11 protein-coding genes and 1 pseudogene are annotated in these 12,664 nt (G+C 53.2%); 1 reads left to right on the plus strand and 11 read right to left on the minus strand.

Annotated elements, in window-relative coordinates; genetic code table 11:
* Positions 1-120 precede the first annotated feature (120 nt).
* The 3 genes and pseudogenes from SACSAC_RS28360 to SACSAC_RS05865 form a co-directional block, all read right to left on the minus strand.
* The gene (locus tag SACSAC_RS28360; RefSeq protein ID WP_245608726.1) at positions 121-1,587 is read right to left on the minus strand and encodes a cohesin domain-containing protein; all 1,467 of its coding nucleotides are present in this window, start codon (positions 1,585-1,587) and stop codon (positions 121-123) included.
* Positions 1,564-3,429, minus strand: a pseudogene (locus SACSAC_RS28365) (rhamnogalacturonan lyase); the annotation flags it as partial. The gene SACSAC_RS28360 and the pseudogene SACSAC_RS28365, both read right to left, overlap by 24 nt.
* A 250-nt stretch (positions 3,430-3,679) precedes the next feature.
* On the minus strand, positions 3,680-5,155 hold the full coding sequence (locus SACSAC_RS05865) for a DEAD/DEAH box helicase (protein WP_037292156.1): 1,476 nt from the start codon (positions 5,153-5,155) through the stop codon (positions 3,680-3,682).
* A 254-nt stretch (positions 5,156-5,409) separates the two neighbouring features.
* On the opposite strand from SACSAC_RS05865, the gene SACSAC_RS28730 reads away from it, so the two are divergent.
* Positions 5,410-5,493 carry a putative holin-like toxin gene (locus tag SACSAC_RS28730; protein WP_425414833.1) on the plus strand — a complete coding sequence of 28 codons (84 nt, stop codon included), beginning with the start codon at positions 5,410-5,412 and terminating at the stop codon, positions 5,491-5,493.
* A gap of 198 nt (positions 5,494-5,691) precedes the next feature.
* Here the strand turns inward: SACSAC_RS28730 and SACSAC_RS05870 are convergent, their stop codons facing one another.
* From SACSAC_RS05870 to SACSAC_RS05905, 8 genes are all read right to left on the minus strand, one after another.
* Positions 5,692-6,420, minus strand: a complete 729-nt coding sequence (locus tag SACSAC_RS05870; protein WP_245608587.1) for a CPBP family intramembrane glutamic endopeptidase — start codon at positions 6,418-6,420, stop codon at positions 5,692-5,694.
* Between the two features lie 10 nt (positions 6,421-6,430).
* On the minus strand, positions 6,431-6,979 hold the full coding sequence (locus SACSAC_RS05875; RefSeq protein WP_037284475.1) for a PadR family transcriptional regulator: 549 nt from the start codon (positions 6,977-6,979) through the stop codon (positions 6,431-6,433).
* 151 nt (positions 6,980-7,130) lie between these two features.
* Positions 7,131-8,513 carry an MEDS domain-containing protein gene (locus tag SACSAC_RS26850; RefSeq protein ID WP_051506900.1) on the minus strand — a complete coding sequence of 461 codons (1,383 nt, stop codon included), beginning with the start codon at positions 8,511-8,513 and terminating at the stop codon, positions 7,131-7,133.
* Positions 8,514-8,962: 449 nt separating this feature from the next.
* A complete protein-coding gene (locus tag SACSAC_RS05885; RefSeq protein ID WP_037284478.1) occupies positions 8,963-9,943 on the minus strand; it encodes a tRNA dihydrouridine synthase in 981 nt (326 codons plus the stop codon).
* Between the two features lie 189 nt (positions 9,944-10,132).
* Complete coding sequence (locus SACSAC_RS05890) at positions 10,133-10,771, minus strand: ABC-2 transporter permease (protein ID WP_037284481.1); 639 nt, start codon at positions 10,769-10,771, stop codon at positions 10,133-10,135.
* A 1-nt stretch (position 10,772) separates the two neighbouring features.
* On the minus strand, positions 10,773-11,636 hold the full coding sequence (locus SACSAC_RS05895; protein ID WP_037284485.1) for an ABC transporter ATP-binding protein: 864 nt from the start codon (positions 11,634-11,636) through the stop codon (positions 10,773-10,775).
* 2 nt (positions 11,637-11,638) lie between these two features.
* On the minus strand, positions 11,639-12,013 hold the full coding sequence (locus tag SACSAC_RS05900; protein WP_037284488.1) for a GntR family transcriptional regulator: 375 nt from the start codon (positions 12,011-12,013) through the stop codon (positions 11,639-11,641).
* A 143-nt stretch (positions 12,014-12,156) separates the two neighbouring features.
* Positions 12,157-12,642 (minus strand): hypothetical protein, encoded by a 486-nt coding sequence (locus SACSAC_RS05905; RefSeq protein ID WP_037284491.1) that lies wholly within the window; start codon positions 12,640-12,642, stop codon positions 12,157-12,159.
* Between the last annotated feature and the right edge of the window lie 22 nt (positions 12,643-12,664).

Genomic DNA, 12,664 nt, shown 5'->3' on the forward strand with positions numbered 1-12,664 from the left:
TCCTTTTTGCAAGCATCGCGGTATCCGCTTTGCCCGCGTTTACGAAGAGCATACTCGGATTCGCGCGAAAAAGAAACCGACCGCTCCGATTGCGGAAGCGGTCCGTTTCTCCTGCCTTGCTTATTCGGTTGCGAGTGCTTCGTTCAGGTCCTGCGATGAATCCGCCGCGTAAAACTCCAGCTCGGCGATATTCCCGTTGCCTCCCGCGGGGCCGTAATAACGCAGGTACCGGTAAGATTCGCCGGCCGCGACGTCGACCGAGTTCCAGCCCGCCGCCGGTTGTTCGCCGATCGTATGCAGATCGACGAATCCTTCCGTCGGCGATACGTTGGACCCTTGGATTTTGCCTCCCGTCATGCGGGACTCCATGCCTTTCCGCGGATGGAACCGGACTTGGCCGAGAACGGCTCCTTGCCCTTCGCCGACGTCGATTCCGACGTAGCCGCCTTCGGCTTCTTTGTAATCGAAGAAGGTGTTGACGTCGCCGTCGAAAGCTTTGCCGTATTCGCTGCCGGCCGACCATGACGGTTCGGCTCCGAACGCCGTGCCCGCGACGACTGTAAGCTGGTTGGAGATGTCCACGATCCGTTCGCCCGTTTTGCCGCTTCCGTCCGACGCTTCGGCAATGACTTTGACCTGGCCGTTAAGTCCTTTCGAATTGCCGGACAGCAGTCCGTCCGGCGTGATCGAAGCCAATTCCGTCGCCGCTCCGTCCAGGTCCGTCACCGACCACGAGACTGAAACGTTCGAGTTGGCCGGCTTGATCCGCGCAAGAAGCTGAAGCGTGCCGCGGTTGTAGTCGATCACGGACACGCCGCCTTCGCCGCTCACCGCAATCTCGCCCACCTCCGCGAACAAAGCGATCCGATGCACCGCGTCCGCGATCGCGAAGCTTTCTTTTTGCGTATTGGCGTAGAGGATGTCCCGGGCCGTTACTTCGCTTGCCGCCGCTTCCGTTTCTTTGGCCTTCATGCGTACCGTGAACAGTTCCGATCCGTTGAACAAACGATTAGACGTTCCGCTCGCCGTCACGGCGACGGTTCCCGGCTGCTGCGTTTCGGCGGAGAAACTCAGCGCCTTCACCGGCGACTGCGCCGATACGAATTCCAACACCTCCGGATCGTAAGCCAGGTTCAAACTCAACTGACGCACGCCGTCCCCGGCACCGCCGAGCGCGTAAGTCAGCTCGAATTCGTCGCCCGCTTTGACGCGGTCCTCGCCTTGGACGGACAAACTTAACGCTTCCGTTTTGAGAATGACCGCATCCGTGCCGACGAATCGGTTGCCCGTGTCGGAGACGATGCCTACTTTCACGTCCACTTCTCCCGTTTGTCCGCCAAGCACCTCGACGAACGCTCTGCGATCCGCTTTGACGTCATAGCCTTTGCTCACGGATTTGATTTCCGCCGCCACGGTCCGTCCATTGATCGTAAGCGCGGTCGCATTCCCTGCCAAACCGACCGCATTGTCCGGGATACGGATGCCGATCTTCACGCTGCCGCTCAACTTGCCGGCCAATACGTGCGGGTCGATATCCACCGACGAAGGCACGATATAATCGGCGTTCGACGGAGGAGGCGCGTCCATGCCGTTCCCCAAGAAGTAACTCGTATGCGGAGGTTGGTTGTACGCGACGTTTTGCCAAGCGATGCCCAATCGGTAAACGGGATCGTGCATCAGCGTCGGAATGCGGTGCTCGGTCAGATCAGTCGTGGTGTACAATCGCAGCTCGGTACTGTCCAGGCTGCGCACGATCACTTCCTCGCGCCAGTCGCCGAGCAGATCAGCCTGCAGCGCAGGGGTGCCTTTGGTACCGTTGTTCGACGTCGTGCCTTCCATCTTCAACAGATTGACCAGTTCGCCGTTCTCGTAATCCCATTTGTCGATGCGAGGCGTTCCGATGCCGATGTCGTAATCGGTCCAGTCATGATCCAGCAGCTCGCGCGACAAGTCGCCGTCCCACCAGATCGCGAAGTTGGAACTCGGAATGTTTTCGCCGATCTTTTGGCCGTCCGCCGTATACATGCCGCCGACCCTGCTGTTCCATTCGCCCGAGATCGCCCACGCTTCCGCGCCCGGATATCTCGGATCGACGTCCGCCGCCAGCCCGCGTCCGGTGTCTTCGCCCGTATGATGCCCCCATAGCAGTTCGCCCGTCGCGGCGTCGCGCATGGTGAATCCGTACTCGCCCCACTCGTGCACCTGGAACACTTCGAGTCCCGGCCGGTTCGGGTCCAGATTGCCGACGTGCATCGCATCGCCGTGATTCCAGCCCGTGGAATACAGGCCTGTGCCGTCGTGGTCGATGACCGAGGCGCCGAACACGATCTCGTCCATGCCGTCTCCGTCCACGTCCGCGATGCTCAAGCTGTGATTGCCTTGTCCTTCATACTGCGGATTGCCGTCGTCGGTATCGAACGTCCAACGCTCCGTCAACTCGCCGCCGCGGAAATCGTAAGCGGTCAGCATCGTTTTTTCATAGTAGCCGCGCGTCATGACCAGGCTCGGCCGCTGCCCGTCCAGGTACGCGATGCCCGCCAGGAAACGGTCGCCGCGGTTGCCGTACGTATCGCCCCAATCGCCCATATTGCCGCGCGGCGGGGAAAAGTCGGTGCTGACCAATTCCCGGCCTGTTTCCCCTTCGAAAATCGTTAAGTATTCGGGCCCTTCCAAAATGTATCCGTTCCCGTTGCGATAATCGGCGTCCGGGTCTCCGATCACGGTGCCCGCCGCGTCTTTGGCTCCGTCGGCCGTTCGCATCGCCACTTCCGCTTTGCCGTCGCCGTCCAGATCGTACACCATGATTTGGGTGTAATGCGCGCCCGCGCGAATATTCGGCCCCAAACCGATCCGCCACAGTCTCGTGCCGTCGAGTTTGTAAGCATCGATCAGTACTTCCCCGGTGTAGCCGGAACGGGAGTTGTCCTGCTCGCCCGCGCTCCATTTCAAGATCAGTTCGTACTCGCCGTCTCCGTCCAGATCGCCGACGCTGGCGTCGTTCGCGACGTACTCGATCGTGTCTCCGCTCGGCAGCACGGCGTCGGCCGGCTTTTGCAGCGGGATCGATTTGTATTCATTTTTCCAAGTCTCCGCTTTAACCGAACGATCTCCTTCTTTGCCGTTCGAGATAGCGCTTACAGAATAGCTCGAATTTGCTTTTCCCGCAGCGTCCAGATAGTTGGTGCTCGACGAGATCGGTTCCGCGTTGACTTTGCGCCCGTTGCGGTAAAGGTTGAACGTCGTTCCTTCCGGGTCCGTGCCGAGCAGCCGCCAGCTGACGAAGACGCCTTCGTCGGTATTGACGGCGACCACGCCGCGCTCCAGATACTCCATCTGCCGCAGCCCGCTCTCTTGTGCTTCGGCAGCAGCGATAGGCGATTGTGCCGGGCCGACAAGCGCTACCCCCAGCACTGCCGCTCCGAATACCATCGCGCTTTTTCTCAATTTTCTTTTAAAACGTCCCAAATCGATCAAACCTCCTCATGATTTAATCAAAAACAGACTTTTAATTCTTTGAAAACCACATCCCTCACAGGCATCTTATCCGATATAAAACTTTTCCACAACTAGAATTAAGTAGTTTTCTGAAAATTTTCTGCTTGGTCGTCAACTTGGAAAACAAAAAAATGCCCGGAGTTTTCCGTTACCGGATCCTCCCGAGCATGTTGAGATCAGACCTTTAGGTCCGAGCTTTTTGCACCTTCAGCAGCTTGCCTTTGACCGTCGTTTCCTGCATCGCGTTCAGCACCTTCGCGCCTTTGCCGTTCAGGATATCCACGTAGGTGACCGTCTCCTGCACGCTGATGATTCCGATGTCTTCGGCCGTAATGCCTTCGATCCGCGCAATCGTGCCGACGAAATCGACGGGACGCAACTTTTTCTTTTTCCCGCCGTTGAAATACAGCTTCATGATGTCCGCGTTCAGTTCTTCGCCTTTGGTCTTTTTCGCCGCCGGGCGGTCGCGCAGCTTGCGGTCGAAGTCGGCCTGCGCTTCGGATACCGCGTAAGCGGACGGCTCTTCGGCGATCGGCAGTTCGAACCCGATATAGCTTTCGATATGACCCAGGAATTTGTCTTCGAACGGCGTAGCGAACGTGATCGCGATGCCGCTTTGACCCGCGCGTCCGGTACGTCCCGTACGGTGCACGTAGCTTTCTTTTTCCATCGGCAGATCGTAGTTGATCACGTGCGTGATCCGATCGATGTCGATGCCGCGCGCGGCGACGTCGGTCGCGACCAGATAACGGAACTTCCCGGCGCGGAATTCGTTCATGACGCGGTTGCGGTCGTCCTGTTCCATGCCGCCGTGAATTTTGTTCGCCGGATAGCCGAGACGTTCGAGTTGGTTCGCCACGGCGTCCACGTTGTCTTTGGTGCGGCAGAAAATGATGCAGCTGTCCGGATTCTCGACCACCGTCACCTTTTGCAGCAGCGCCGGTTTGGACTTTTCGCCCACCCGGTACAATCTGTGCTTGATCTGCGTCTGACGCTTGTCGCCGGGCGAACCGATCTCGATATCGACGGGGTCGTTCATGTACCGGTGGCACAGGCGTTCGACGTCCTGCGGCAGCGTGGCGGAGAACAACATCGTGACGCGCTCCGTCGGCAGCTCGCGGATGATCTTCTCCAACTGCTCGATAAAGCCCATGCTCAGCATCTCGTCGGCTTCGTCGATGACCAGATATTTGATGCGTTCGAGGTCGATCGTGTCTTTTTCGATATGATCCATGACGCGGCCCGGCGTGCCGACGACGACGTGGTTGCGCTGCATCAGCTCGCGTTTTTGCCGATCGAAAGGCTGCTTGCCGTAGATCGCCGCCGCTTTGATGCGTTTGAAACGGCCGATGTTCATGATGTCTTCCTTGACCTGATCCGCAAGCTCCCGCGTCGGCGTCAAGATCAGCGCCTGCGGACGGCTTTCTTCCCAATCGAGAAGTTGGCAGAGCGGAATGCCGTAAGCCGCCGTTTTGCCGCTGCCGGTACGGGATTTGACGGTGACGTCACGGCCTGCAAGAGCTTGCGGGATGACCTGCTGTTGGACGGGGGTCGGGGATTTGTAGCCTAACGTGTCGAGGGCGCGGGTGATTTCGGGGCTGAGGTTATAGTCGGAAAAAGAAGCTTGTTCGCCGTGATTTGCTGTATCGGTGTCGTTCATTAGTTCGTTGTTCGGTTGGTTCTCGTTCATTTGGGCTTTAACTCCTTCGGTCTCGCTTGTCGCCATGCGGATATCGGATAAGCGTACCACAGATCGTGAGAAAAGAGGATGGGCGTTTTGTGATCAAAGATAGAGGGGTTACGCAAAAAAGGTATCTAACTATTACTTTTTTACGTACACGTGATATACTAGTCAAGCAATAGAAAGGCTTATATGGGCGGTCGGCTAATCTCCCGGAAGGGAGGTGATGCTACGTGGAAGTATATCAAACTCTGATGTTGATGATTTCGTTCGCAACGTTGGTGATTCTGATTCTTTCTTTCCACAAAAAGAAATAGACCGCCCTCTGCAAGGGTAGCGGTCTATTCATGTGGCCCTATTCCGAAAGCCAACCGCCCTTAAAAGCGGCTATTGCATCGGGAGTCGTGTTAGCGCACGGCTCCTTTTGCGTTGCGTTCTTTATTCTTCGATTATAGCAGTGACCAGGAGCAAATTCAATTCAAATCATTGTCCGCTCAACGATTTGAATTACTTTTTCACTCCATGAACAAAGCGCTGAAGATCACCACATCCTGCCAAAAGTGAATGATCAGCGCCCAGAAGAACCCTTTCGTTTCCAGCATCGACTTGGCCAAAAACCATCCGATAAACGCCGCCATCAGCACGCCTACCATGCCGCCGGGATTGCCGAAATAATGCACGATGCCGAACACGGCGGCTCCCAATCCCTGCGCGAGGTACGGAGAGTATCCGCTGCGGCTTACGACCGCGACGAACGAAAAACGGAACAGGATCTCTTCGCAAAACGCGTTGACGAGCGCGAAGGCCAGAATGAGCGGGATGCCGGGAAAAAGATCGAAGCTGATCCTTTTCCCGTGCACGATCTGGAAGTAGATTACGATCGCCGTCACCAACGTGATCACGATCGCGAAATTCAACCCGAGGTGTCTCCACGTCTCGCCCGCTTTCGGTTTGATCCCGATCCACGGTTCGGGCCGGATGGTGCCGTCGCGCCTTTTCAAGCTCAAGTAGGACAGCCCTTCCCTGCCGGTCATGGCATAAACGAGGGCGATCATGACGGCGGCCAGAACCAGCGTCGTAAGCTGATATCCCAATTCGGCATTGTACCTCGCATGATCGAATACATCGGGCGATAGCAACGGACGGCTTCGGAACCAGAGCAGGAGAGGCGCGCAGGCAGCAGCCGCTACCGCGATCCATACGATGGGAGAGGCGCCGCCTACCCTTTTTTCGCTCATCATCATCTCGTTATTCCTACCCCTCTTCGTTCGATTGGTTTAACGTATCTAGCGCATGCCGGCACCAGTCGATCGTCATCTGCAAATAACGCTCGCCGTAATCGAGCGTCAGCAGCCAAAGCCGCGACTGCCGGTCGGCTCCCGCCGGAATGCTTGCTTTGATGCCCGCGAGCACCGCCGTGAGCTCTTCGGCAGACGCCAACTCCGCTTGGAGAAAGTCGACCAGCTGCGGAATTTGATGCTCTTCGGATACGAAAATCTTCATCAGCAGCTCGTTGCGCATCACGGATTCTTCGGGAGGAAGCGTCAACCAGGAATCCAGGCGCTCCCGTCCTTGAGCCGTCACGCCGTACACGATTTTTTTGCGTCCCGTCGCCGATTCCTCCACTATTTCGACGTCGCCCTCCGTTTCCAGGTTCTTGATGCTTTTGTGGATATGCCCGTAGGATTCGTTCCAGAACAAGCCGATGCTTTCTTTGGAAAACTTGACGAGTTCGTAAGCGCTCATGGGCTTGATCCGCAGCAGCCCGAGAATGGCGAAGTGGGTGGTGTTGATTCGCTTCATGGCTTCCTCCTTACATAATATATCTTTCGGATATATAATAAACCGACAGACAATGAAGCGCAACAAAAAAAGCTATCAAAATGCTTTCGATAGCTTTTTTCTGCTCAAATCCGTTCCTATTGTTCCGCCAAACTTTTCCTGGCGATTGATTTTATCCGTTATTCCGCCATTCCTTCAGTTCGAGCGTGAAGACGATCGTGGTGCCCGCTTCCGGCGAAGGCTCGATCCCGATCTCGCCGTTCATCCGCTCGACCAGCTTTTTGGAAATGGCCAAGCCCAAGCCGGTGCCTTCCACATTGCGCTTCAGCCCTCTGTCTACCTGGTAAAAAGGCTGGAATACTTTTCGCCAGTATTCTCTAGGAATCCCGATACCGGAGTCTTTGATTCGAAACTCCAGACGTTTGCGTTCTTCGCTGCCGTGGTTCGTGATTTCGGAGACGGATACCGCGATGACCCCACGTTCGGTAAACTTGATTCCGTTTCCGAGAAGATTGATCAGGATTTGCCGGATTCGACTTGCGTCGCCGATCAACATCCGGGGAATCCGATCTTCGATTGCGACCTCGATGACCAGATTTTTGTTCATTCTCGGGACTTGCAGCAAATCGACGACTTCGGTCACGCATTCCCTGATATCGAACGGTTCTTCGAGCAGCACTTCGCGATCCGAATCGATTTTCGAAAAATCCAGAATATCGTTCACGATCCGCAAAAGAGAAGTACCGCTTTGTCGAATAATTTCCACATAGGACGCCTGATTCTGATCAAGCGGCGTATCGGCCAGCAGATCGGCCATACCGAGCACCCCGTTCATCGGCGTGCGTATTTCATGATTCATCGTGGCGATGAATTCGCTTTTGGCTTGATTCGCGCGCTCTGCCGATTCTTTATCGATCAACAGCTGTTTTTGCTCAAGCAGCAGCTTTTCTTGCAGCAGCATGGAAGGATGGATAACCCGCTCTGCCTTCGCGTCTTGATACAGCCCCGAAACGATAAATTCCCGATCCGTCATCAAATACTCGTGCGAACGCATCAACGCAGTCTGCAAAGAGGCTGAAATTCGTTTGGCGTCATACGCGCAGACCGAAATCAAGTTTTGCTCTTTGACGCTGCAATCGGCCATCACTTCAAATTCTTCCAGCTTCGCATGAATATGCGCCTGAGGCTTCCACTGCACATGGGCCCAAGTCCGAATCGAGATATGGTTTTCCAAAAACGGCTGCATCACGGCTTCGAAATGAGTTCGCGTTACGCACCCCTGAAACTCCCCGTGCCGTTGGTAAAAATCGAAGTTGTCGACAAAATGGACATGTTCGAGGTTTTCGTCGATCAAATTCTCCGCAAGCTTCCGCTGGATCGCTTTTTTGCAACGTTCATTTTCGATAATCAAAATCTGATGTCCTTGATTCAGGCACGTCATCGCATACGAGGCAACACTTTCGACATAATGGCGCAAATCTTCATATAGATAGAGGATATGACTGCCGCTGATCGAGCGTGTCAAAGAACGGACCGGGTTGTCAAATTCAATCACTAGGATACGCCCCCTTTTTAGGTTCATGAGAGTGCTGCAGCTTATCCGTAACCGAAAACATGTCCTGAATTCGCATATGGATCAAAAAAATAATAATTCCAAATAATGTATGATAATTCGAGTATACCACGCCAATCGCAATCGCAGAGATCTATTTGGGGAAATTTTTAACCTCCGATAAAACAAACCGGCCAGCTTTTCATTTCTCGGCTGCGAGGCACCCAGCATTGCAGCCTCTATAGACATCTATGCCTCTTTTCCGTCATTATTTCAGTCAGATTGATAGAACATAATTCCAACATCTTGCTCTACAAAAACTCGATCTGCTCCATGCCATGTTCTTATCGCGAAATAACAAAAAAAGATTCGCGGCTCGGGGAATACCCGAAACCGAGAATCTCTCTTGCCTGCAAAATTCCAGTCATCAACAGACAGCACAGGATAAGCCATCAATTCACTTTATCTATTCGCAAATTCTCGAACTCCGCCAATCCCGCTCTCACTTCCTCCAACGATCTGGCTTCCATTAGCTTCGTTCTCAGCTCGTTCGCTCCCCGGAAGCCGCGGACGTAAATTTTGAAAAAGCGCGGCAGCGCTTTGAACGGGCGCGGATCTGCGTCGGTCGAATGCTGTTCATGGAGGTCAAGGTGCAGCTTGAGCAGGTTCAGCAGCTCTTCGCTGCCGTGGTCCTTTTTCTCCAGCTCGAACGCGAACGGATTATGGAAGATGCCGCGACCGATCATGATTCCGTCGACGCCGTATTTTTCCGCCAGCTCCAGCCCTTTTTCCCGATCGGGAATATCGCCGTTGATCGTCAGCAGCGTCTGCGGCGCGATCTCGTCGCGAAGCTGCTTGATCGCGGGAATCAATTCCCAGTGCGCGTCGACTTTGCTCATTTCTTCCCGCGTCCGCAGGTGGATCGACAGATTCGCGATATCCTGCTTCAAGATGTGCGTCAGCCAGTCCCGCCATTCGTCGATCTCGGTGAAGCCGAGACGCGTTTTGACGCTGACCGGAAGGCCTCCGGCTTTGGCGGCTTGAACGATCTCCGTCGCAAGCTCGGGACGACAGATCAATCCGCTGCCTTTGCCGTTATCCGCAACGTTCGGCACGGGGCAGCCCATGTTGATATCGATGCCTTTGAAGCCTTGTTCCGCCATGCCGATGCTCATACGACGGAAGAATTCTGGCTTGTCTCCCCAAATATGCGCCACGATCGGCTGCTCGTCTTCGGTGAACATCAAGCGTCTGCGCACGCTATGATGCCCTTCCGGGTGACAGTAGCTTTCGCTGTTGGCGAACTCCGTGAAAAAGACGTCCGGCTTCGCCGCCGCGCCTACGACATGGCGAAACACGACGTCGGTGACGTCTTCCATAGGTGCCAGTATGAAAAAAGGCTTCGGCAGGTCCTGCCAAAAGTTCTGTGTCATGTTTAAAACCTCTCTATTCTCAACGCACAAGCAAAGCAAAAGCAAAATGCCATTCAGCTTATACGTCTGATGTTCATATGAAGCATACAGATTACATGCGTTTCTTCCACACTGTAGTTTACAACAAATCACGGCAAAAAAACACAGCTTAACCAGCCGTGTTTTCAACATTCAGCTTCTATATTAGATTTAATTAAACTCTTTCTTCCGATAAATCATCACCGACACCCCATAAGACAAAACAAACATCACAATCGCCAACCCCAATGAAATCTGGTCCACGATGGTACTTTTGAAATTAATCGTGTCATCGGACAAGTACAACAGATACCAGATCAGAAAACGCAGTCCAACCGCTAATCCGGCCGCTACGAATAGTAAGGTGTCACTCTTTTCCGCTCCGATCTTCAAGATTAACGGATAAACGATGGCAATCGTAGTCAAAGCAAGCTGCAAACCGAAACTATAGCCGGTAAAGAGCAATTCCGCAGAAAGTTCTCCCCGCAATCTCTGAAGCGCTACCGTAACTAGACTCACCACTACCCCCATCATAATCAGCATCAAAAAGGAAATGTATTTGGCATTGATGATCGAATACCGGGTAACCGGCAATGTAATCTCGAACCGATTCCACTTGGAGGACTCGTCCATCTTCAGCGAAGTTCCAGTATTGGAAGCAAAAATAAATGTCTGTATCGCGATAATCATCGCAATCATACCAGGGTCGCCGATTAGAAGTGGAACGACGGAAATCGGCAGTGCGATTAACAGCGATAGCTTGATATTATCTTGCATGGAGTAGAAATTATTCGTGACCAAACCATTCATCTTACCGTCCCCCTTTTACCAACAGAAGCATGATTTCATCGATCGTTCCCGTGTCCATGACGATTCGCCCGTACTTTCGTTCAAAAGCTTGTCTATCGCTCACCAACACGTCGATCTGGTAATCTCGTTTCCTATACGCCAGCCGATCCGCAGGATCGATCTGTTCGAATTGTTCAGTCTTGCAGCGAGCGATTCCGTATTCGTAGATCAGACGATCCTTGCTCTCTGTCAACAGTACCTGTCCCTGATGAATAAACGTGATATAATCGGCTATTTTCTCCAGATCGCTGGTGATATGGGAGGACATCAGAATAGAATGATCTTCGTTTTCGATAAACTCCAAAAACACACTGAGGATTTCTTCCCGCACAATCGGATCAAGACCGGAAGTCGCTTCGTCCAAAATCAACAATTTCGGCCGATGGGACAACGCTACTGTAAGGGCGAGCTTCATTTTCATTCCTCGCGAATACTTGCCGATCTTTTTTCCCAACTCCAGATTAAATCTTGTTGCCAGCCGCAGAAAAAGTTCCTGATCCCACTGTTTGTATGTACCGGCCATCACCTTCGCCAGCTTGGACGGCGTGAGCAGTTCGGAGAAATTAGCCGCATCGAAAACGACGCCGACCTGTTCGCGAAGTTCTCGATCTTTGTCGCTCATTTCTTGACCCAGAATTTTAATCGTGCCGCTGTCTTTTCGAATAATATTCAGCACGGCGCTCATCGTCGTGGTCTTGCCTGCTCCGTTTTCGCCGACAAATCCCATAATCGTTCCGCGCGGGATGGAAAACGAGACATTGTCCAAACGAAAGTCGGAATCCGGGTACGTCTTGGTCAGATTTTCGATTTCCAAACTATACGTCATCCTCATTCCTCCTGATAAAAGATCGTCAATAACTCTGTCAGTTTCGCAAGCGGAATGCCTCCGGTTCGAGCCGTTTCCGCCGCCAGGCTCAAGTGTTCCTCGATTTTCTTCTGAATCTCTTCTTGAATGAAGTCCCGATTTCTGGCCGAGACGAAGCTGCCGCGCCCGACCGTCGTTTCGATAAAACCGTCGCGCTGCAGATCTTCGTACGCTTTTTGAACGGTAATGACACTGACATGCACAGACTTCGCCAATGCCCGCATCGACGGGATCGGATCGCCGGTTTGCAGCTCCCCGTTCATGATCATGGCTTTGATCTGCGAGGTGATCTGTTCGTAAATAGGCTTGCTCGTGTTGCTGCTGATAATTATCTCCACGTGGACCACCTTAATGATTCATAGTGTACTTGTACAATAAGTACACTATGACGCACTAGAAACTTTTTGTCAATAAAAATACACCTCTGAATGTTCGCTAGGGGTCCCAGATTGGCGCTAGCGTTCATTTGTGAGGTGTAGGGTTATTTTTTTAATTCGATACCTTCATTATTCATAATGCTTATATTTTCGCTGCTGATCTTGGTATTGATCGAAGCTTCGGTCACGGTATTCAAGATCTGATCGACAACCTCGTCAATATTGCCTGGTTTGTCTTGGAATGTCTCGTCCGTATTCAACACGACCGAGCAGGCGAGCTCGTAGATGCCGTCTTGGGCTTCAAGCGATGTTTGGGCAAGCTTCACAAGGACGTCTTCGCTGTTGAGACCGAGTTCCTCGGCTATAAGCGATTGGAGAGCGATTTGTTTTTGATCCAGTTGTTGCAGCAGCTCCCGGTCTAAAGGAACAGCGATCGAAGGCGGTGCCGAGACCACCCTGGTTTGGCCGTTCGGCAATTGTTGCGTCGTTATGCTGTGTGCGGTAGGCGGACTGCGAAAGAAACTGCATCCTGACAGAAGCGCCATAGCGGATAAAAAAAGCAGCAACGCGGACTTTTTATAAACAACCACTACAATCAACTCCGTTCTCGCC

This window comes from Saccharibacillus sacchari DSM 19268 (assembly GCF_000585395.1).
Taxonomy (GTDB): Bacteria; Bacillota; Bacilli; order Paenibacillales; family Paenibacillaceae; genus Saccharibacillus; species Saccharibacillus sacchari.

Bases quoted from the DNA above. Each gene is read 5' to 3' on its own strand.
- SACSAC_RS05890 (WP_037284481.1), bottom strand. From the start codon at position 10,771: ATGAATGGTTTGGTCACGAATAATTTCTACTCCATGCAAGATAATATC.
- SACSAC_RS05865 (WP_037292156.1), bottom strand. From the start codon at position 5,155: ATGAACGACACCGATACAGCAAATCACGGCGAACAAGCTTCTTTTTCC.
- SACSAC_RS05885 (WP_037284478.1), bottom strand. From the start codon at position 9,943: ATGACACAGAACTTTTGGCAGGACCTGCCGAAGCCTTTTTTCATACTG.
- SACSAC_RS05870 (WP_245608587.1), bottom strand. From the start codon at position 6,420: ATGATGATGAGCGAAAAAAGGGTAGGCGGCGCCTCTCCCATCGTATGG.
- SACSAC_RS28360 (WP_245608726.1), bottom strand. From the start codon at position 1,587: ATGGACGCGCCTCCTCCGTCGAACGCCGATTATATCGTGCCTTCGTCG.
- SACSAC_RS05875 (WP_037284475.1), bottom strand. From the start codon at position 6,979: ATGAAGCGAATCAACACCACCCACTTCGCCATTCTCGGGCTGCTGCGG.
- SACSAC_RS05895 (WP_037284485.1), bottom strand. From the start codon at position 11,636: ATGACGTATAGTTTGGAAATCGAAAATCTGACCAAGACGTACCCGGAT.